Here is a 22,473-nt window from a genome sequence, read left to right on the forward strand (position 1 = left end):
TTTTGTTAAACGTTTTGTGAAGGCCTCTGCCCGGTTTTCAAGGCCTGCTGTCACGTTGCTGAAAAGCCAAAAGCATAAACAGGATGTGCAAGACAATGACCTCCATCGAACACCAGGACGGACGTTTCAAGCTCATGTCGATCACGGATGAAACACCCGGCGCCGCCCTGCCCCGGTGCGTGCAGGCCAAGCCCGGCCAATCGATCCATGCGCTCGAGCAGTCCGTGCGCGACAGCCTCGACGCCAGCTTGCGCACCGTCGGCGGCGTGCTGTTTCGCGGCTTCTCGGTCGCCACCCCCATCGACTTCAAGCGCTTTGCCGCCAGCTTCGGCGCGCCACTGGCCGGCTACGAGTTCGGCTCGACGCCGCGCAGCAAAGTGTTCGCCGGGGTCTACAGCTCCACCGAATACCCGGCGCACCAGTTCATCCCCTTGCACAACGAGCAGGCCTACACCCGGCCCTGGCCTTCGCGCATCTGGTTCCACTGCATCAAAGCCAGCGAAACCGGCGGCGAAACGCCGATCTGCGACAGCCGCCTGATCTACCAGCGCATGCCCGCCGACATCCGCGAGCTGTTCGCCAGCCGCGAGCTGCTCTACGTGCGCAACTACAGCGGCGCCCTTGACCTGCCCTGGCAAAAAGTGTTCAACACCGAAGACCGTGCGCAGGTCGAGCGCTACTGCCAGGACAATGGCATCGAGTGGGAATGGAAAGCCGACGGTGACCTGCGCACCCGCCAGCGCTGCCCCGCCGTGCTGCAGCACCCGGAAACCGGCGAGTGGGTCTGGTTCAACCAGGCGCACCTGTTTCACGTCTCGGCGATCGAGCCCGCCGTGCGCGCCAGCCTGCTGGCGGCCGTGGGTGAAGAAAACCTGCCGCGTCATGTGTACTTCGGCGACGGCTCGGCCATTCCCGACGCCCTGCTCGACAGCGTGCGCGCCGTGTACGACCACACCGCCGTGAGCTTCCCCTGGCAGGCCGGTGACATCCTGATGCTCGACAACCGACTGGTCGCCCACGGGCGCAATCCTTATACCGGTGACCGCAAAGTCATCGTCGCCATGGCATGAACCCCACCATGTTCGCATTCAATCATTGGATAGACGTGCTGGAGGCCAACGCCCTGCACTTCCCGCAACGTGCCGCGTTGCATTTTCTGCCCGACGGCGTCGAAGTCGGCGAAACGCTCACCTTTGCCCAGCTGCACGAAGAGTCCTGCTCCCTGGCCGCTGCCCTGCAAGCGCGCTACAGGCCGGGCGAGCGCGTGCTGTTGATGCTGCCCAGCAGCCTCGACTACGTGCGCACGTTCTGCGCTTGCCTGTACGCTGGCCTGATCGCCGTGCCCTTGTTCCCGCCACCGTCGCGCAAGCCACGGCATCTGGACCGCGTGCGCAACGTGGTGGTCGATGCGCAGCCGGCGCTGATCCTCGCGCCCGTCGAACATTGCGAGGCCCTGCGCGAACTGGTGGACAACCGCGTCGACGTATTGACCGTGCACGACCTCGGTACGCCGCCTGCCGGCCACTGGCAGCGTCCGTCTATCGACGCGGCCACGGTGGCATTCCTGCAATACACCTCGGGCTCCACCGGCACGCCCAAAGGCGTAGAAGTGCGCCAGCGCAACCTGATCGCCAACGTCGAGCTGATGCGCCAGGCCTACGGCTTCGATGAACATGGCGCCATGGTCAACTGGCTGCCGCTGTATCACGACATGGGCCTGATCGGCGGCGTGCTGGCGCCCCTCTACAGCGGCATGCCGTGCTACCTGATGGCGTCGCAGACCTTCGTCAATGCGCCCTCCACCTGGCTGCAGGCGCTGAGTCGCTACCGCGCCACCGCCAGTTTCGCGCCCAACTTCGCCTACGCCCTGTGCAACCGCGTGGTCAGCGACAGCCTGATCGCCCAGCTCGACCTCAGCGCCTGGCAACACGCAATCAACGGCGCCGAGCCGATCCACCCCGGCACCCTTGACGCCTTTGCCCAGCGCTTCGCCGCCTGTGGCCTCAACCCGTTGGCCATCAGTCCAGGTTACGGCCAGGCCGAAGCCACCCTGTGCGTCAGCGCCACCCCGGCCGACGCGCTGCCGGTGGTGCTGCGCCTGGACAAACAGGTGCTGGAAACCGGTCGCGTGGCGCTGGCCCTCGGTGGCGCGCCAGCGGTGGAGTTCGTCGCCTGTGGCTATCCCCAGGCCCATCACAGCATCGCCATCGCCAATCCGGATACCTTCGAGCGCTGCGCTGCCGACCGTATCGGCGAAGTGTGGCTGCAAGGCCCGAGCAACGCCGAAGCCTACTGGCAGAACCCCGAGGCCAGTCGCATCGCCTTCCAGGCGCAGATCGTCGGCGAGCCCGGCCATTACCTGCGCTCAGGCGACCTGGGCTTCATGCACCAGGGCCAGGTGGTGATCTGCGGGCGCCTCAAGGACCTGCTGATTCTCAACGGCCGCAACCTCTATCCTCACGATATCGAGTTTGCGATCACCGACAGCGAGCCCGGCATCCGCACCGGGCGCATTGCCGCCTTCTCGGAAATGGACCCGGTGCTGGGCCGCGAAAAACTGGTGATCGTGGCCGAGCCGCAACGCAAGTTCGTCGACCCGATCCATCACCCGGCACTGTTCGCATCGATGCAAAACGCCGTGCGCGAAGCGGCTGACTGCGGCATCGATCAGATCGTGCTGGTGCAGGCCGGCACCATCCCCATGACCACCAGCGGCAAGATTGCCCGCCAGGGCGCCCGCACCCAGTTGGCGGCCGGCACCTTGAGCATCATTGCCCAGAGCGGCGCCACAGCCGCCGCGCCCGCAGAGCGCCTTGAAGTGACGCAATTGCGCGAGCAGCCCGACCTCGCCGCCTGCCATCAATGGCTGGCGCAGACCCTGCTCGAACTCAACCCCTACCTCACCGTGAATAGCGAACTCAGCCTGATCGGCCTGGGCCTGGACTCCATCGGCCTGGCCGATTTCGCCGCGCGTCTGCAGCGCGACCTTGGCTGGGAATTGGACACACAAAGCCTGTTCGGCGAACAGACCCTGGCGCACTGGGCGCAGGCGCTGCTGATCTACCTCGGCACCCCTGCCCCGTTCGTCAACCCCGCGCCCGAGGCCGACCGCAGTCACAGCCAGCAATCCTTCGCCCAGCGCCGTCTGTGGTTCCTGCACCAGCTCAACCCGCAGGACACCCAGCACAACCTCGTGCTGCACCTGACATTGCACGGCGCGCTGGACACTCAAGCCCTGTCCCGGCGGCTCGACGCGCTCGTTGACCGTCACAGCGTGCTGCGCACGGTTTACCACGACGGCGTCGACGGCCCGCAACAGCGCGTAGTGCCTGCCAGCGCTGTGCAATTGATCGTGCAGAACAACCTGCAGGATTGCCTGGCCCGGGAACACGCCACTCCCGTCGACCTGCAACACGGCCCGCTGCTGCGCGCGCATCTGATCAGTCAGGGCGAGCGGCACGACCTGCTGCTGACCCTGCATCACATCGCCTTCGACGGTCGCTCCGCGCAACTGTTGCTGGCCGAACTGGCTGCGGACACGTCGCCTCAACGCCCCCCGCAGTATCTGGATTTTGCGCGCTGGGAAGCGGCGCACTGGACACCTCAGCGCATCGCCGCGCAGCAGGACTTCTGGCGCGAGCACCTGGCCGACGTCCCGCAAACCCTGGCATTGGGCGGCAACGGCGCGGCGCCTGGGCAACACCGCCTGGACTTCAGCCTGCCTCAATCGCGCTGCGATGCGCTGGCCGGCCTCGCCCGTGAACAGGGCATGACCCTGTTCATGCTGCTGCTGGCCTGCTACCAACTGGTGCTCAAGCAGTTGGGTGGTCAACAGCGCTTTTTGCTCGGCACCGACGTCAGCGGCCGTCCACTGGCGGCGCATAACGAGGTGATCGGCTTCTTCGTCAACCAACTCACCCTGCGCTGCGAGGTCGAGGGCGAGTCGAGCCTCGGCGAATTTTTCCAGCAGGTGCGTGAGCAGGCGCAACACGCCTACGCCCATCAGGACCTGCCATTCGACCTGGTGGTCGCCGCGCTGGCCCCCGCACGACGCCCGGGCCATGCACCACTGTTCCAGGTCAAGCTCAACTATCAACCGTCACGTTCAGCGCCGACTCTGATTGCCGGCGCGCAACTGCACAGCCTGGAGGTGGCCCAGGCACCGGGGGATTTCCACCTGGTGCTGGACCTGGTGCACGGCAGCCATGGCATCGACGCCACGCTGAAATACCGTGGCGAGCACTTCGATCAGGCCCGTGCCCTGCGCCTGCAACACCTGTGGACGCGTCTGCTGGACGAGGCCGGCGAACGGCTGAGCGAGTCGCTGCCCGCACTGGGTGCGCAGCTCGACACCTGGGACCAGGCCTTCCAGCGCGAAAGTCAGCAAACCCAGGCCAGCGCCGGGCGCAGCCAGTTGTTGCACGCCAAACGACGCTCACTGACCCTTTGACAGAGGTGGATGCCTGTATGCCAGACCTACCCCCAACGCCGCGCACCCTCGGCGGCGTACGCCGCAAAGCGATGAACGTCGCCCCAAGGCAATTGGTCAGCGAACGCCTGCTCAGCGCCGACCATGCCCTGCCGCTGGTGCTCGAACCGGCCGTCGAGGGTGTCGACCTCGCGGCGTGGGCCGCCAGTGAGCGCGACGCCCTGGAACAGAAACTGCTGCAACACGGCGCCCTGCTGTTTCGTGGCTTTGGCGTCAACTCCGTGGAGCAGTTCGATCAGGTCATCGCCGCGCTGTCTCCCGGCGCCCTGGAATACATGTTCCGCGCCTCGCCGCGCACCCGGGTGGGCGGCAATATCTACACCTCGACCGACTACCCGGCCGACCAGATGATCTTCCCGCACAGCGAGCATTCCTACTCGCCACGGTTTCCGCTGCGGCTGTTCTTCTACTGCCAGTTGCCTTCCGAGACCGGCGGCGAAACCCCGATTGGCTCCACCCGCAGCGTCAAGTCACGTATCAGCAGCGACATCCAGGCGCGCTTTCGCGAAAAAGGCGTGCTCTACGTGCGCAACTACGGCGACGGCTTCGGCCTGCCGTGGCAGAGCGTGTTCCAGTCCAGCGAACGCAGCGACGTCGAAGCCTACTGCGCCAGCGTCGGTATCGAGGTCGAGTGGAAGGCAAACAACCGCCTGCGCACCCGCCAACGCGGCCCGGCCGTGGTGCGCCATCCGCGTACCGGCGAAGAAGTCTGGTTCAACCACGCGACGTTCTTTCACATCAGCACCCTGCCGGCCGCCATCCGCGATTCGCTGCAAGGCAACTTCAGCGACCTCGACCTGCCCACCAATACCTTTTACGGCGATGGCACCCCCATCGAGCCCCAGGTGCTGGACGCCCTGCGCGCCGCCTACCTCGATTCGCTGGTGCGCTTCACCTGGCAACAGGGCGACGTGCTGTTTATCGACAACATGCTCGCGGTCCACGGCCGCGAACCCTTTACCGGCAAGCGCGCAATCATGACCGGCATGGCCGAAGCCCTGCTGTCCAGCGACGTCGCCGTGTGAGCGCTCTCCCCCCTATTCTGCAGTTGAGTTGAACATGAACGGACTTCAAGGCTTTCGCATCTCGCCGCAACAGGCTTCCCTTTACCCACATCTCAACGGCGGCACCCGCCACCCGTTCGGTTGCCAGCTGCAATGGACCGTGACCCGGGCGGTCGACGCCGACACCCTCACACAGCGCTTGCAGGCGCTGGCGGGCGGCAGCGAAATCCTGCGCACCCAGCTCACTCCGGTGCCCGGTTTGCGCCACCCGGTGCAGGTGATCCATGACACCTGCGCGCTGCGCGTCAACGTGGCGCAGCAGATCCCGTCGCTCCCCCAGGACTGGACACAACCCCTGACGGTCACCCTCGTGCAACAGCCCGACGGCCAGGTGCTGCACCTGGCTGCCGCCAGCAGTCATCTGGACCTCGCCAGCCTCAAGCTGCTGGCGACCGCCCTGCTGCAAGACACCCCGCCGGACCTGGCCGACACCCTGCAATACGCCGATTACGCCGAATGGCGCTGGAGCCTGGTCGAAGACGCACCGGAGCATCCTGGCGCGCTGTTCTGGCACCCTGCGGCCGAGCACGAACGGCATGCCTTGCAACTGTCGCTGGAAACACCCCGTGACGGTGGATTTGCCCCGGCATGCCTCGATATCAACCTGCCCAACCATCCGTCTTTCACCGCCCATCTGATGCTGACCGCCTGGGCTGTGCTGCTCGGGCGCCTGTCCGGGCAGCAGCAAGTGCCCATCACCCTGATTCACCCCAGCCGTGGGCCGGAACTCGACAGCGCCGTGGGCCTGTTCGAGCAGCGCCTGCCCCTGCGCATCGACCTGCAGGCGCAGGCCACCTTGCTGGAACAGAGCGACCACATCGGCACCCTGGTAGACCATGCCGCCGGCTGGCAGGACTACTACACCGGCGACTTCAGCGGCGGTTATGCCTTCGCCTGGCGCGCCAGCGACCCGCGCGAACGCGCAGCCAGTGCGGTGATGAGCCCGGCCAAGGCGTGCCTGCAGGTTCATCAGGGCACCGAGCGGCTCAGCGCTCAGTTAGTCTACGACGGCACGGTATTGAGCGCCGACGCGGCGGCCTGCCTGGCCGAGCAATGGACGCAACTGCTGCAGGCGGCACTGGCCGACCCACAGCGAGCCTGGGCGCAACTGCCCATCAGCGGCCCGCAGCAAGCGCAGATCATCGCCGCACCGACACAGCAACCGGTGATCGAAGCGGTGACACTGGTGGAGCTGATCACCCGCCAGGTGCAGCGCCAGCCCGATGCCGTTGCCCTCAGCGATCAACAGGGTGACCTGACGTACGCGCAACTGGACACCAGCGCCACCCAACTGGCGCACCAACTGGTGGACGCGGGCATCGCTGCCAACGTGCCGGTGGGCATTCTGTTCCCGCGCGGCAACGCCGCCATCGTCGCCATGCTCGCCGTGATGAAGGCCGGTGGCGCCTATGTGCCGGTGGACCCCACTTACCCCCAGGACCGGCGCGCCTACATGCTCGCCGACAGCGCCATCGCGCACATCGTCGTCAGCCCCGAGCTGGCCGACAGCGTCCCGGCCGGCCTGCACTGCATTGTGCTGGCGGACCTGCACGCCGCCAGCGCCTTACCGCCGTTGCCCCTGCCCCACAGCGACGACTTGGCCTACCTGATTTACACCTCCGGCTCCACCGGCGCGCCCAAGGCCGTGGAAATCAGCCACGGTGCCCTAAGCCATTCCACCCAGGTGCGCATGGCCGCGTATGAGGTGCCCGTGAGCGCCTACCTGCTGCTGTCATCATTTGCCTTCGACAGCTCGGTGGCCGGGATCTTCTGGACCCTGGCCCAGGGCGGCCGCCTGGTCTTGCCGGCGCCCGGCGAAGAACTGGACATGCCACGCCTGGCCCAGCTGATCGCGCACCACCGGGTCAGCCATGGCCTGTCGCTGCCGTCGCTGTACCAGGCGCTGCTGGATCAATTGGGTGGCGCCGACAGCCTGCGCTGCTGGATCGTTGCCGGTGAGGCCTGCCCGCCGTCGCTGATTGCCCAGCACCGCAACGCCCTGCCCGGCGCCTTGCTGGTCAACGAATACGGTCCCACCGAAGCCACCGTGTGGGCCACTTACGACGTGCTCGACACCGACCGCGCCCTGACCATCGGCCGCCCGATCGCCGGCATGGACCTGCGCGTACTCAATGAACACGACGTCGCCAGCGGCATCGGCGAACCCGGCGAGATCATCCTTGCCGGCCCTACCCTGGCCCGGGGTTACCGCCACAAACCCGAAGAAACCGCCAAGGCCTTCGTCACCCTCGCCGATGGCACCCGCGCCTACCGTACCGGCGACCTCGCCTGCTGGCTGGCCGACGGGCGCCTGGCGTTCCTGGGGCGCAAGGACCATCAGGTCAAGTTGCGCGGTTACCGCATCGAGCTCGGCGAGATCGAGCGCCAACTGTGCAGCCACAGTGACGTGCGCGAAGCGGCAGTGATCGTGCAGGATCAACCCGCCGGCAAACGCCTGCTCGCCTACGTGCTTGCCGCCCATGGCTATGCGCCAGATTCCGAGGCACTCAAGCGTTACCTCGGCGAACGCTTGCCGTCCTACATGGTGCCCACCCGCGTCCTCACCCTCAGCGCCTTCCCGCGCACGCCCAATGGCAAGCTCGATCTCCAGCAGTTGCCCGACCCGGACTCGCTCGACCAGAGCAGCCACGTGGCCCCGCGCACGCCAATGGAAACCACGTTGCACGCCATCGTTGCCAAGGTGCTGAAACTGCCTCGGGTGAGTGTCACCGAGAGTTTCTTCGCCATCGGCGGCGACTCGATTCTCAGCCTGCAAGTGGTGGCCCAGGCCCACGAACAAGGCATCGCGCTGTCAGCCAAGCACGTGTTCGAGCACCAGAGCATCGCCGCCATGGCCAGCGTCGCCCAGCCGCTGGACGCCAGCCCTGCACAGGCGCAAAGCGCCGAGTTCAGCGCCTCCGGGATGTCGGATGACGAACTCAACGCGCTGATGGCCGAGCTCAACGACGCCGACCTGTAATCGCCGCCGCCCCTATTTCTGCAGGACGTTTTGAATGACCACCGACCAGACCACGCGCAATCCGATCGAAGATGTCTACCCGCTGTCACCGCTGCAACAAGGGATGCTGTTCCACTCCCTGCTGCACGAGGACTCCGGGGTGTACCTGATGCAGGATCGCTACCGAATCGGTGGGGCCATTGACGAGACCGCGTTTCTTGAAGCGTGGCGTCAGGTGGTGGCGCTGCACCCGTCCCTGCGGGCCAGCTTCCAGTGGAAAACCCAGAAGCAGCCGGTGCAGGTGATCCACCGCGAGGTCAAGGTGCCCCTCGATACCCTCGACCTGCGCGGGGTGGCGCCCCACGAGCAGCAGGCGCGCATTCGTGCGCTGCTGGAAGAGGAGCAGAAGGTCGGCTTCAACCTGTCCAAGCCGCCGCTGATTCGCTTTCGCCTGATGCGCCTGGCCGATGAGGCCTATGAGTTCATTCGCAGCTTCCACCATATCCTGATGGATGCCTGGTGCATTTCCCTGGTGACCGTGGACTTTCTCAAGGTCTACGAGGCGCTGTGCAACCAGCGCACGCCGCAGATCAGCAGCCCACGACCGTTTCGCGACTACATCCAGTGGCTGCAACGCCAGGACGCGGGCAAGGCCGAGCAGTTCTGGCGCGACCAGTTGCAGGGGCTCAACGCGCCGACGCCGCTGACCGTGGACAACGGCGTGACGCGCGATCGCTATACCGATGCGGTGCTGGTGGACGACCAACTGATCCATCTGGACGCACAGCACACCCAGGCACTGGCGAGCTTCTGCCGCAGCCGCAGGATCACGCCCAACACCTTCTTCCAGGGCGTTTGGTCGCTGCTGCTGGCGCGCTACAGCGGGCAGCGCGACGTGGTGTTCGGCGTCACCGTGGCCGGGCGGCCGGCCGAACTCACCGGCGTTGCCGAGATGATCGGCCTGTTCATCAACACCCTGCCCCTGCGCGTCAACGTCGATCCCGAAGCGCGGCTGGGCGACTGGCTGAGCGACTTGCAGGCACTCAACGTGCAGATGCGCGACTTCGAGCACACGCCGCTCACCGATATTCAGGGCTGGAGCGACTTTCCCCGTGGCGAAACCCTGTTCGACAGCATCCTGGTGTTCGAGAACGCTCCCATCGATGAGCAGATTCTTGACGGTGGCTTTCAGTTCAGCCTCGATGGCATGGACCACAGCGTGCACACCCACTATGGCTTGACCGTGGTGATCCTTCCTGGTGAGCAACTGGGCATCCGCGTGTCGTACGACCGTGAGCGGTTCACCGCCGAGACAGTGCAGCGTCTGCTCGGCCACCTGGCCAGCCTGGTGCACGGCATGCTCGCCGCACCGGAAGCCCCGCTGGGCAGTTTCGACCTGCTGGCCGCCGATGAACGCAACCAATTGCTCGGCGACTGGGCGCTCAACCCTCACGATTTCCCGCTGGATAAAAGCTACGCCGAACTGTTTGCCGCCCAGGTCGCCGAGCGCGGCGATCAGGTGGCCGCGATCTGCGACGGCCAGTCCCTGACTTACGGCGAACTGGACCTGCGCGCCACGCGCCTGGCCCATGCCCTGCGCGCGGCAGGTGCCGCCGAGGACCAACTGGTGGCTCTGCTGGCCCCCCGTGGCCTGGCGCTGTTGACCGCGATGATCGCAGTGTTCAAGGCCGGCGCGGCGATGCTGCCGCTGGAGGTCAACCACCCGCCGGAGCGCCTGCGCGAGATCCTCAGTTTGTCCCGCGCGCCCTTGCTGGTGGCGAGCGAAGACTGCAGCGGCCTGCTCGATCAGTTGCTCAGCGGTCTGGATCACGCGCCCCAGGCGCTGTTCGCCGAAGCGGCCTGGAACACCGCCAACGATGCACCGCTGGCACCGGCCGGCACCCCGCGCAGTCTGGCCTACGTGCTGTTCACCTCGGGCTCGACCGGTACGCCCAAGGGCGTGATGATCGAACAACGCGGCATGCTCAATAACATCTTCGGCAAAGTCCCGGCCCTGGGCCTGAAGGCCGCCGACCGTATCCCCCAGACCGCTTCGGTGGCCTTCGATATCAGCGTGTGGCAATTCCTCGCCGCACCGGTACTCGGCGCCACCGTGCACATCCTGCCGGACGAGGTCGCCCACGACCCGCAACGGCTGTTGCAGGTACTCGCCAGCGAGCGTCTGAATGTGCTGGAAATCGTCCCGAGCCTGATGCGCACCCTGCTTGCGCTGTGCCCGTGCGACCTGCAACTGCCCGACCTGCGCTGGGTGCTGCCCACCGGCGAAGCGCTGCCGCCCACCGTGGCCCGCGACTGGTTTGCGCGGTTCCCCGCTATCGCCCTGATGAACGCCTACGGTCCGGCCGAATGCGCCGACGACGTGGCGTTCCAGCCGATTACCGAAGCGCCGCACGCCAGCGTCAGCCACATGCCCATCGGCCGGCCCACCGCCAACAACCGCCTGTACGTGCTCGATGAAGCGCTGCGCCCGGTGCCCATCGGCGTGGTCGGGGAAATCTGCGTCGGGGGTGTCGGCGTGGGTCGCGGTTATCTGCACGACCCGCAGCGCAGCGCCGAAGCCTTCATCGAGCATGCGCAGATCGACGGTCGCCTGTACCGCACCGGCGACCTTGGCCGCTGGCGTGCCGACGGGGTGATCGAATACCTCGGCCGCCGCGACCAGCAGGTCAAGCTGCGCGGACATCGCATCGAACTGACCGAAATCGAACACCGCCTGGCCCAGCACCCGAACGTGCGCGAAGCGGCGGTGTTGCTGCGCGAAAACAGCGTGGGCGAAGCCTGGCTGGTGGCCTACTGGTCGGCCCATGACGAAAGCCTGGGCAACAGCGGCTTGAGCGAGCACCTGCGCGCGCAGTTGCCGCCCTATATGGTGCCGGCCGCCTTTGAATGCCTGGACCGCCTGCCGCTGAACAACAACGGCAAGGTTGACCGCAAGGCTCTGGCCGCGCTGCAACTGACCTGGCAGGCCGACGCCCGCGAAAGCCTCGCGCCGCGTAACGAACACGAAACCGCCATTGCCGCCATCTGGGCCCAAGTGCTGGGCCGCGACAGCGTGGGCGTGGAAGACAACTTCTTCACCCTCGGCGGTCATTCACTGCTGGCCACCCAGATCGTCGCGCGCCTGCGCAGCACATTCAAACTCGAACTGCCGCTGCGGGTACTGTTCGAACAGCCCACCGTCGCCCTGCTGGCCGTGGCCATCGCCGCGCGTGAGGCGCAAGCCGCCGCACCGCAAGCCGCCGCCGTCAATGCGCCGCACGCCAAGCCACGCCCAGCCCTGCTGCCGCTGTCGTTCTCCCAGCAACGCCTGTGGTTTATCGAGCAACTGACGCCGGGCACCACGCTGTTCAATATCCCGTTTGCCCTGCGCCTCAGCGGGCAGCTCAACGTGGCAGCCCTGCACGCCAGCCTGAATGACCTGCTGGCGCGCCATGAAATCCTGCGCACCGGCATCCGCAGCGTGGACGGCGTGCCGAGTCAGCACATCAGCGCCGCGCTGAACATTGAGCTGCCATTCGAAGACCTGTCGAACCTGGCCGCCACCGCCCGTGAAGGCGCGCAGTTCAACGCCCTGCAAGCCACCTTCGAACAACCCTTCGACCTGACGGCGCCACCGCTGCTGCGCGCGTGCCTGCTCAAAGTGGCGCCGGACGAACACGTGCTGGGGATTGCCCTGCATCACCTGGTGTCGGACGCCTGGTCAGCCACCATCGCCCTGCGCGAGCTGGCGCAAGGGTACGAAGCCCGACGTCACGGCAGCGCCGCGCAATTGCCGGCCCTGCCTCTGCAATACGCCGACTTTGCCCTGTGGCAGCGTGATCACCTGCAAGGCGCTGAACTTGCGCGCCAACTCGATTACTGGACGCGCACCCTTGACCGTCGCGATCAGGACGCCAGCCCGCTGCTGGCCTTGCCCACCGACCATCCACGGCCGTCGGTGCAGAGTTATCGCGCGGGGCTGGTGCAACGCCAACTCAGCGCCGACCTCAGCGGTCGCGTGCAGGCACTCGCCAGTCGCCTGGGCACCACGCCCTTCAGCGTGCTGTTCGCAGGCTTTGCGGTGTTGATGCACCGCTTGAGCGGCGACGCCACCGTACTGATCGGCACGCCGGTCACCCACCGTGAACAACCGGGCACCGAAGGCCTGCTGGGGATCCTGCTGAACAATTTAGCGATCCGCGCCGACTTCAGCGCCCAGGCCGATTTCAGTGCAGTGGTCAGCCAGGTTGCCACGCGTTTGCGCGAAGGCCTGCAGCATCAGGACTTGCCGTTCGAACAACTGGTGGACAGCCTGCAACTGCCGCGCAGCCTCAGCCACGCGCCGTTGTATCAGGTGATGGTTGCGCAGCAATTGGGCATGGAATCGCGCCTGCAGTTTCCGGGGCTGACCTTCGAAGCGCTCGACACGCCGCTTAAACAATCCGAATGCGACCTCGACCTGCACGTGCTGTGCCCGGCCGATGCGCCGATTCAGCTCGAATTGATGTTCGCCCTCGACCTCTTCACCCAGGACAGCGCGCGGCAAACCCTGGCGCGCCTGGAACACCTGCTGGAACAGCTGCTCGCCGAGCCGCAACGCGCGGTCGCCACCCTGCCCTTGCTGATGCCCGCCGAGTGGCAGCGCACGGTGGTGGAGTGGAACCGCACCGAGATGGCCGTGCCGCTGCACCTGACCTTCGCCCAACTGTTCGAGCAGCAGGCCGAACGCACGCCTGAGCGTGATGCGCTGTGCTTCGAAGGCCAATGCCTGAGCTACGCCGAACTGAACCGCCGCGCCAATCAGGTGGCCCATTACCTGCGCGGGCAAGGCGTGGGCGCCAACAGTCCGGTGGCGTTGTGCGTGGAGCGTTCGCTGGAGTTGCTGATTGGTTTGCTGGGCATTCTCAAGGCCGGTGGTGCCTATGTGCCGCTGGACCCAAGCTACCCGGCCGAGCGCCTGGCCTACATGCTCGACGACGCGCAACCGCTGTTGTTCGTCGGTCAGCACGGCCTGCTCGACTCGTTGGGCAGCCACCTGCCACGCCTGCGTCTGGACGCCGATACTGCGCTGCTCGCTTCCCAACCCGAGAGCAACCCCGCAGCGCTGGCCGGCCCCGATGACCTGGCCTACATCATGTACACCTCCGGCTCCACCGGTAAGCCCAAGGGCACGCTGGTCACCAACCAGTCGGTGGTCAACCTGGCCTGGGCGCGCATTCACGGCCTGTACCGCCGCTACACCGACCAGCCGATGCGCACCAGCTTCAACTACTCGTTCGCTTTCGACAGTTCGGTGGCCGAACTCATCCTGCTGCTCGACGGCCACAGCCTTTACCTCACCCCGGAAGACGTGCGCTACGACCCGGCGGCCCTGGCGCAGTTCTTCAAGGACACGCGCCTGGACGCCTTCGAATGCACGCCGGCGCAGCTCAAGAACCTGCTCGACACCGACGGCGTGCGCCGTGGCCAGACCTACCTGCCGCGCTTCGTGCTGTTTGGCGGCGATGCGGTGGACGCGCAGCTCTGGCAACGCCTGCCGTCCATCGTCGGCAGCCGCTTCTTCAACACCTACGGCCCCACCGAATGCACCGTGGACGCCACCGGCTACGCGGTGGATGACTTCCCGCAACGTCCGATCATTGGCCGGCCGATTGCCAACGTGCGCACCTATGTGCTCGACGCGTTCCTCAACCCGTTGCCGGTGGGCGTGCCCGGCGAGCTGCATATCGGCGGTGCCGGGGTGACCCGTGGTTACCTCAACCGCGCCGAGCAAACGGCCAGCGTGTTCATAAACGATCCTTTCTCGCCGCTGCCAGGTGCACGGATGTACAAGTCCGGCGACCTGGTGCGCTGGTTGCCCGGTGGCCAGCTCGAATACCTGGGCCGCATGGACCATCAAGTGAAAATCCGTGGTTTTCGCGTGGAGCTGGGCGAAATCGAAGCCCTGATCGGCGCGCAACCCGGCGTGCGTCAGGCGGTGGTGCTGGCCCGTGAAGACGTGCCCGGCGACAAGCGTCTGGTGGCCTACGTCAGCTGCGACCAGCCCGACCTGAGCGCGTGGCGCAACGCCCTCGGCGCCGCGCTGCCCGACTACATGGTGCCGTCGGCCTTTGTGGTGCTGGATCAGTTGCCCCTCACCGATAACGGCAAACTCAACCGCAAGGCCCTGCCCGCGCCGCACACCCAGGCCGAGCCGGACGCCACGGACCCGCCGCGCACCGACGCCGAGCGCCAGCTCGCCGCCCTGTGGGCCGAGCTGCTGCACCTGCCGCTGAGCGCAATCGGGCGTGACAGCCAGTTCTTTTACCTGGGCGGTCATTCGCTGCTGGCGGCCGTGCTGTTTGCGCGCCTGCGTCAGCAATTTGCCACGGTGCCACCGCTGCGTGCGGTGTTCGAGCACCCCACCTTGCACGTCCTGGCGGCGTTGCTCGCGCAGCCGCTGCAAACACCCCGCGACACCTTCGTGCCCGCTGCGCGGCCGGCACGCCTGCCGCTGTCATTCGAACAGCAGCGCCTGTGGTTCCTCGAACAACTGAGCGGCGCCAGTGAGTACAACGTGGTCAGCGCGGTGCAGTTCGACGGCGAGTTGCAGGTGCCGGCGCTGCAAGCGGCGCTGAACAGCGTGATCCAACGCCACGAAATCCTGCGCAGCCGCATCGTGCGTGAGCCGGCCGGTGAACTGGTGCTGGTGATCGAGCCCCCTGTCGACCTGACCCTGGCCGTAACGCACTGGGACGCCGTCACCGACGCGCACTGGCAGCAACTGAGCGAAGACGCGATCCAGGCCGCCACCGCGCAGCGCTTTGATCTGGCCCGTGAAGCGCCGATACGCGCCCAATTGCTCAAACGCAATACGCAGGCATTGCTGGTGCTGACCCTGCATCACTGCGTGACCGACGACGCCTCCACGCAAAACCTGCTCGACGAACTGGCCCGCTGCTACAAAGGCGAGCAGCACAGCCTGCCGACGCTGGCTCTGCAATACCCGGACTACGCGCTGTGGCAGCGCGAGGTGGCGCAGCAGGCGCGATTCGACAGCCAGTTGGCCTACTGGCGAACGCAACTGGAGGATGGCAGCTACCACCTGGAGCTGCCCACCGACCAGCCACGCCCGCACCTGCTCGACCCGCGTGCCGGTTCGGTGCAGCTGCAATTGCCTGCCGAGCTGACCGCACGCTTGCGTCATTTCGCCCAGCAGCGCGGCGCGACCCTGTACATGCTACTGCTCAGCGCTGCGCAACTGCTGCTGGGGCGTTATGCCAACCAGCGCGATGTACGCGTCGGCAGCCCAGTGGCGCAACGGCCACTGGCCGAGTTGCAACCGCTGATTGGTTGTTTCGTCAACACCCTGGTGATGCGCGCCGACCTGGCACCGGGCCTGGACTTCGCCGGCCTGCTCGACCAGGTGCGCAACACCGTGCTCGATGCCCACCAGCATCAGGACGTGCCGTTCGATCAACTGGTCGAACACCTCGCGCCGGAACGCAGCCTCGGCCAGACGCCGTTGTTCCAGGTGCTGTTCGTCATGCAGAACGGCACTGCCGACGCCAACCAGTGGCCGCACTTGCAGGTGCGTGAACGGGCAGTGACGGCCGCAGCCACCAAATTCGACCTGAACTGGGAAGTGCATGACGGTGAGGTGCTGTCGGTGTTGCTGGAATACCGCAGCGCGCTGTTCAGCCACGCCACCGCCCGGCGCTGGCTGACGCAATGGCAGGCACTGCTGGAAAACATGCTCGATGCACCGCAGACGCTGATCGGCCAATGGTCGCCGCTGACCGACGCCGAGCGGCTGCAACAGCAGGCGTGGAACGCCACCCAACGGCATTACCCAGGCCCGACCGATCTGCACATGGCCCTGAGCCAACAGGCTGCACTCACGCCGGATGCGCCGGCCCTGGTGTTCGGGAATCAGCGCCTGAGCTACGCCGAGCTGGACCAACGCGCCCAACATGTCGCCCGTGCGCTGCGTGCAAGCGGCATTGGCCGCGAATCGATTGTGCCGGTGTGCATGGAGCGCTCGGTGGAGATGGTCGTCGCCTTGCTCGGCATCGTGCATGCCGGCGCCGCCTGGCTGCCGCTGGATCCCGAGTTGCCGGCCGCGCGCCTGGCGTTCCTGATTGAGGATGCAGATGCCCGCGTCACCCTGGCCCAGCCCCAGTGGCTGTCGCGCCTGCCGGCAGGCCACAACGCCTGGACCCTGGACTCACTGCCCGCCGCCAGCGACGCTGAACCACTGAGCGTGCAGCCCAATGACCTCGCCTATGTGCTTTACACCTCCGGTTCCACCGGCCAGCCCAAGGGCGTGATGAACGAACACGGCGCGCTGATGAACCGTCTGCACTGGATGCAGGATGCATGTCCAATTGGCCCCAATGACCGCGTGCTGCAAAAGACCCCGTACAGCTTCGACGTATCGGTGTGGGAATTTTTCTGGCCGTTGATCACCGGCGCCACCCTGGTAGTGGCCCGTCCGGACGGCCATCGTGACCCGGCCTACCTCAGCCAGTTGATCCAACAGGAACAGGTCACCACCCTGCACTTCGTGCCGTCGATGCTGCGCGCGTTTGCCGAAGAGCCGAGCCTGGCTGACTGCATCAGCCTGCGTCAGGTATTTGCCAGCGGCGAAGCCCTGCCTGTGGATCTGGTGCAGCGTTTCATGGGCCGGCACCCGGCCGCGCTGGTCAACCTGTATGGCCCGACCGAAGCGGCGATTGATGTGTCGGTATGGCGTTGTTCGGTGGATGACGCGGTGGTGCCGATCGGCAAGCCCATCGCCAACCTGCAACTGCATATTCTTGATGACCAGCAGCAGCCGTTGCCCATCAGTACGGCCGGCGAGCTGTATATCGGTGGCGTCGGTGTTGCGCGCGGCTACCTGAAGCGCGACGACCTCACCGCCGAACGCTTCCTGACAGTCAACGGCGAACGGCTGTACCGCACCGGGGACCGCTGCCGCTTCCTCGCCGACGGCAATATCGAGTACCTCGGTCGCCTCGACCATCAGGTCAAGCTGCGCGGCCAGCGCATCGAACTCGGTGAAATCGACGCCGCCCTGCTGGCCCGGCCGCAAGTGCGCGAGGCTGCCACGCTGCTGATCGACCAACGCCTGGTGAGCTTCTGGAGCGGTGACGCCCACGAAGCCGACCTGCGCGCGGCGCTCGCCCAAGAACTGCCGTCCCACCTGCTGCCAGGCCTGCTGGTGCAGCTTGATCACCTGCCGCTCAACTCCAACGGCAAACTCGACCGCAAGGCGCTCGCCGCCATCCGCCTGCCGGAGGCAAACCGCGAGCAGCCGCACCGCGCGCCGCGCAACGCCAACGAAACACTGCTGTGTGAGCTGTTCAGCGAAGTGCTGCACTGCCCGCAGGTGGGCATTGACGACCATTTTTTCCAGCTGGGCGGCCATTCCCTGCTGGCCACGCAACTGGTCGCCCGGGTGCGCGAACGCCTGGGCGTGACCTTGCCGTTGGCGCGGGTGTTTGCCCAGCCGACGGTCGCGGCCCTCGCCGCGCAACTGAGTCAGGCCTTGCCGGGTGAACAGATCACACCTCAGCCACGTCCGGCAGTCTTGCCATTGGGCCTGGCGCAGCAGCGGTTCTGGATGCTCAGCCGACTGGTGCCGCAATCGCGCGAATATCACATGCCCTTCGCGCTGACCTTGACCGGCGCGCTGAACGTGCCCGCCTTGCGTGCAGCCTTTGACCAGCTCAGCGAGCGCCATCTGGTGCTGCGCAGCCGCATCAAGGAGATGGCCGGCCAGGCGCAGTTGCTGATTGATCCGCAAGGCCCGGCGCTGCAAGTGACTTCGGTTGCCGAGAGCGACTGGAACAGCGCGTACAGCCGCGCGCAGACCGACTTGATGGCGCCCTTCGACCTGGCAAACGCCGCCCCATGGCGCGCGCATTTATTGCAGCGTCAGGGCCGCGACGAGCATCTGCTGCTGGTGTGCCTGCACCACAGCGCCACCGATGGCTGGGCGATGCGCCTGTTGATCGACGAACTGGCCCAGGCCTACCGCGCGGGCCTGCACGGGCAGGCGCCCGAGTGGACGGCCCTGCCCATCGACTACGTCGACTTCAGCCTGTGGCAACAGCACCCGCACACCCAGGCCCGTCGCGAGGCCAGCCTGGCGTACTGGAAAAACCATCTGGGCCCGGGCGACTACCGCCTCGAACTTCCCCTTGACCAGCCACGCGCCGCCGAAGCGGATCGGCGTGCCGGTCAACTGAATCTCAGCCTGGGCCGCGAACGTTCGGCTGCGATTCGCCACTTTGCGCAGCAGCGCGGCACCACGCCGTATGTGGTGCTCGCCAGCGCCTTGAGCGCCCTGCTGGCGCGCTACAGCGGCCGGCGCGAGATTCGTCTGGGCACCCCAGCGGACCAGCGCGACCAGCCGCAAACCCAGACCCTGCTGGCCTGCCTGGTCAACACCCTGGTGATCCGCAGCGAGGTCGACCCACAGGCGCCGGGCGCTGCCCTGCTGGACGCGGTGGAAGCCGATCTGCGCGCCGCCCAGGCCCATGCCGACCTGCCGTTCGCCAGCCTGGTCAGTGCTGTGACCCAGCGCCGCGACCTCAACCGCACGCCGCTGTTCCAGGTGCTGTTCTCCCTCAACCACGGCCATATGGACAGCCGTCAATGGCCGGGACTGGCCCTCCAAGAGCGCACCCTGCCGGCCATCGACGCCAAATTCGAACAAAGCTGGGAGGTGCACGACGACGGCAGCGCCATGACCCTGGCGCTGGAATACCAGGCCGCACTGTTCAACGCCACGACGATGCAACGCTGGAGCGCGCAATGGTGTGCGCTGCTCGATGCCCTGGTGGCAACGCCGGAACGCGCACTGGTCGAGCTGTTCCCGCAGCAGCAGGATCAGGCGCAACTGGCGCAATGGAATGCCACCGAACGGCATTATCCCGGCCCGACCGACCTGCACACGGCCCTGAGCCAACAGGCCGCACTTACGCCGAATGCGCCAGCCCTGGTGTTCGAAGGCCAGCGCCTGAGCTACGCCGAACTGGACCGGCGCGCCCACACCGTCGCCCGCGCCCTGCGCGGGGCCGGCATTGGCCGCGAGTCGATCGTGCCGGTGTGCATGGAGCGCTCGGTGGAGATGGTCGTCGCCTTGCTCGGCATCGTGCATGCCGGCGCCGCCTGGCTGCCACTCGATCCCGAGTTGCCGGCCGCGCGTCTGGCGTTTTTGATTGCCGACGCCGACGCGCCCGTGACCTTGACCCAACCCCAGTGGCTGTCGCGCCTGCCGGCAGGCCACAATGCCTGGACGCTGGAAACGCTGCCCAGCGCTGAAAATGGCGAACCGCTGAACGTGCAGGCCAGTGATCTGGCTTACGTGCTCTACACCTCCGGCTCCACCGGTCAGCCCAAGGGCGTGATGAACGAACACGGCGCGCTGATGAACCGCCTGCACTGGATGCAGGACGCGTTCCCGATTGGGCCCAATGACCGTGTATTGCAAAAGACCCCGTACAGCTTCGACGTATCGGTGTGGGAATTCTTCTGGCCGCTGATCACCGGCGCCACGCTGGTGGTGGCACGTCCCGATGGGCACCGTGACCCGGCTTACCTCAGCCAGTTGATCCAGCAGGAACAGGTCACCACCCTGCACTTCGTGCCGTCGATGCTGCGCGCATTTGCCGAAGAGCCGAGCCTGGCCGCTTGCCGCAGCCTGCGTCAGGTGTTCGCCAGCGGCGAAGCCCTGCCGGCGGATCTGGTGCAGCGTTTCATGAGTCGCCACCCGGCGGCGCTGGTCAACCTGTACGGCCCGACCGAAGCGGCGATTGACGTGTCGGTGTGGCGTTGTTCGGTGGATGACGCGGTGGTGCCGATCGGCAAGCCCATCGCCAACCTGCGCCTGCACATTCTTGATGATCAGCAGCAACCGTTGCCGATTGGCAGCATCGGCGAGTTGTACATCGCAGGTGTGGGCGTGGCCCGGGGTTACCTCAAGCGTGACGACCTTAGCGCCGAGCGCTTTTTGACGATCAACGGTGAGCGAATGTATCGCACCGGTGACCGCTGCCGCTTCCTGCCGGACGGCAATATCGACTACCTCGGCCGCCTCGACCATCAGGTCAAGCTGCGCGGCCAGCGTATCGAGCTGGGCGAAATCGACGCAGCGCTCCTCGGGCAGCCCGGCATCAGCGGCGCCTGCACGCTGGTGATCGACAATCGGCTGGTGGCGTTCTACAGCGGCGCTGCCGCCGAGGCGGACCTGAGCAGCGCACTCAGCGCTCAACTGCCGGCTTATATGGTGCCTGCCGTTTGGGTGCCACTGCCAAGCCTGCCACTGACCACCAATGGCAAGCTCGACCGCAAAGCGCTGACGGCGCTGCCTCTGCCGCAGCGCCAAGAGGAAGCGGTTGCGCCCCGTAATGCGCTGGAAGGCCTGGTGTGTCAGCTGTTCAGCGACCTGCTCGGTGACAGCCTCACCGGCGGCCGTGCGGTCAGCACCGCGGACAGTTTCTTTGCCCTGGGCGGTGATTCGATCCTCGGCCTCAAGCTGATTTCGCAGCTGCGCGACCAGGGTTACGCCCTCACGCCCAAAGACCTGTTCCGCGCCCAGACCCCGGCGGGCCTGGCGCAGCTGATCACGCCCCTGCGGGCCGTGGCCGAGCAAGGCGACATCAGCGGTGCGATGCCGTTGATGCCCTTGCACCAGTGGTTCTTCGACCAGCAGCAACCGCAGCCTGCCTACTGGAACCAATCGGTGCTGGCTGACAGCGAGCGTCCACTGCAACCAGCGCTGGTGCAACAAACGCTGGATAAACTGATCGCTCATCACGACGCATTGCGCCTGCGTTTCAGCGAAGTGGACGGCCAATGGCAGGCGGTTATTGCCACGGTGGAACCGGCCCGGTTAACCCTTGCAACTCAAGCGCGGCACCTGCAAGAGGTCGCGCAGAGCCTGGACCTGCAACACGGTCCGCTGTTCGCCGCAGCGCTGCTGGAAGGCACGCCGCAGCGCCTGTATCTGGTGGCCCATCACCTGGTGATCGACGCCGTGTCCTGGGGGCCGTTGCTGGAAGACTTCCAGCAGGTGTATGCCGCCCTGGAAAGCGGCGCGCCGGTGGTCATGCCGGCAAAAACCACGGCTTACCGCCAATGGGCCGAGCAGTTGCACGCCCGCGCAGCCAGCCCCGAACAGCCGTACTGGAGCCGTCAACTCGCCGTCAACCCGATGCCGCAGGCCACGGTGGCCGAGCGCCAGACCCTGTCGGCACGCTGGGATGCCACGCGCACCCAGCAATGGCTGACCGAGTCCCACGCGGCCTACCGCACCCAGCCGGAAGAACTGCTGATCGCCGCGCTGGTGGCGACCCTTGCCGAAGTCGATCAGCGCCAGGAGGTCGTGGTTGACCTGGAACGCCATGGCCGCGACGCAGGCTTTGAAGGGCTGGATGTCAGCCGCACCGTGGGTTGGTTTACCACCCTGTTCCCGCTGCGGGTGAACGCCCGTGGCAGCGTGGGCGACTGGGCGCGCCAGGCCAAGGAAGCCTTGCGCGCGGTGCCTGGCCAGGGCCTGGGCTATGGCTTGCTGCGCCTGCGCGGCGAATTGCCGGCGGGCAGCGGTGACGTGCTGTTCAACTACCTGGGCCACGAGCAACCGCCCGCCGGCTGGCTGCGCGCCAGCACCCTGGCGGCGCCGGCGGAGGTCGCGCCCGCCAACCGTGTGAGTCATGCCCGAGAAGTGGTGGCGTGGCTGGAGGACGGCGTGCTGCACCTGCATTGGCACAGCGTCAGCGCCGAGGCCGATCGCGACCTGCCCGCGCGCCTGCTGACGCACCTGCAAGCATTGCTCGAACACTGCCTTGATCCCACGGCCGGCGCGCTGATGCCGTCCGACTTTCCGTTGGCCAAGGCACTGAATCAGAAGTCCCTCGACACGCTGCTGGGCAAGCTCAAGAGCAAACCGAATTCCTGAGAACGGCGCGCCGTTC

At 66.4% G+C, this 22,473-nt stretch carries 5 protein-coding genes; all 5 read left to right on the forward strand.

All coding sequences use genetic code 11. The features are described from left to right. Window positions 1-95: 95 nt before the first annotated feature. From TU75_RS00405 to TU75_RS00425, 5 genes are read left to right on the forward strand one after another with little or no spacing between them, the layout of a single operon-like run. Window positions 96-1,070: a TauD/TfdA family dioxygenase gene (locus tag TU75_RS00405; protein WP_060547890.1), complete on the forward strand. Its 975-nt coding sequence runs from the start codon at window positions 96-98 to the stop codon at window positions 1,068-1,070. Window positions 1,071-1,078: 8 nt separating this feature from the next. After that, window positions 1,079-4,450 (forward strand): condensation domain-containing protein, encoded by a 3,372-nt coding sequence (locus TU75_RS00410; protein ID WP_060547891.1) that lies wholly within the window; start codon window positions 1,079-1,081, stop codon window positions 4,448-4,450. A gap of 17 nt (window positions 4,451-4,467) precedes the next feature. Beyond that, window positions 4,468-5,514 carry a TauD/TfdA family dioxygenase gene (locus TU75_RS00415; RefSeq protein WP_060547892.1) on the forward strand — a complete coding sequence of 349 codons (1,047 nt, stop codon included), beginning with the start codon at window positions 4,468-4,470 and terminating at the stop codon, window positions 5,512-5,514. A 34-nt stretch (window positions 5,515-5,548) separates the two neighbouring features. Further along, window positions 5,549-8,533: a non-ribosomal peptide synthetase gene (locus TU75_RS00420; protein WP_060547893.1), complete on the forward strand. Its 2,985-nt coding sequence runs from the start codon at window positions 5,549-5,551 to the stop codon at window positions 8,531-8,533. A 34-nt stretch (window positions 8,534-8,567) separates the two neighbouring features. Continuing rightward, window positions 8,568-22,457: a non-ribosomal peptide synthetase gene (locus TU75_RS00425; protein ID WP_060547894.1), complete on the forward strand. Its 13,890-nt coding sequence runs from the start codon at window positions 8,568-8,570 to the stop codon at window positions 22,455-22,457. The last annotated feature ends 16 nt before the right edge of the window (window positions 22,458-22,473 follow it).

Origin of the sequence: Pseudomonas poae (assembly GCF_001439785.1) — a bacterium.
In the GTDB taxonomy this organism is placed as follows: domain Bacteria; phylum Pseudomonadota; class Gammaproteobacteria; order Pseudomonadales; family Pseudomonadaceae; genus Aquipseudomonas; species Aquipseudomonas poae.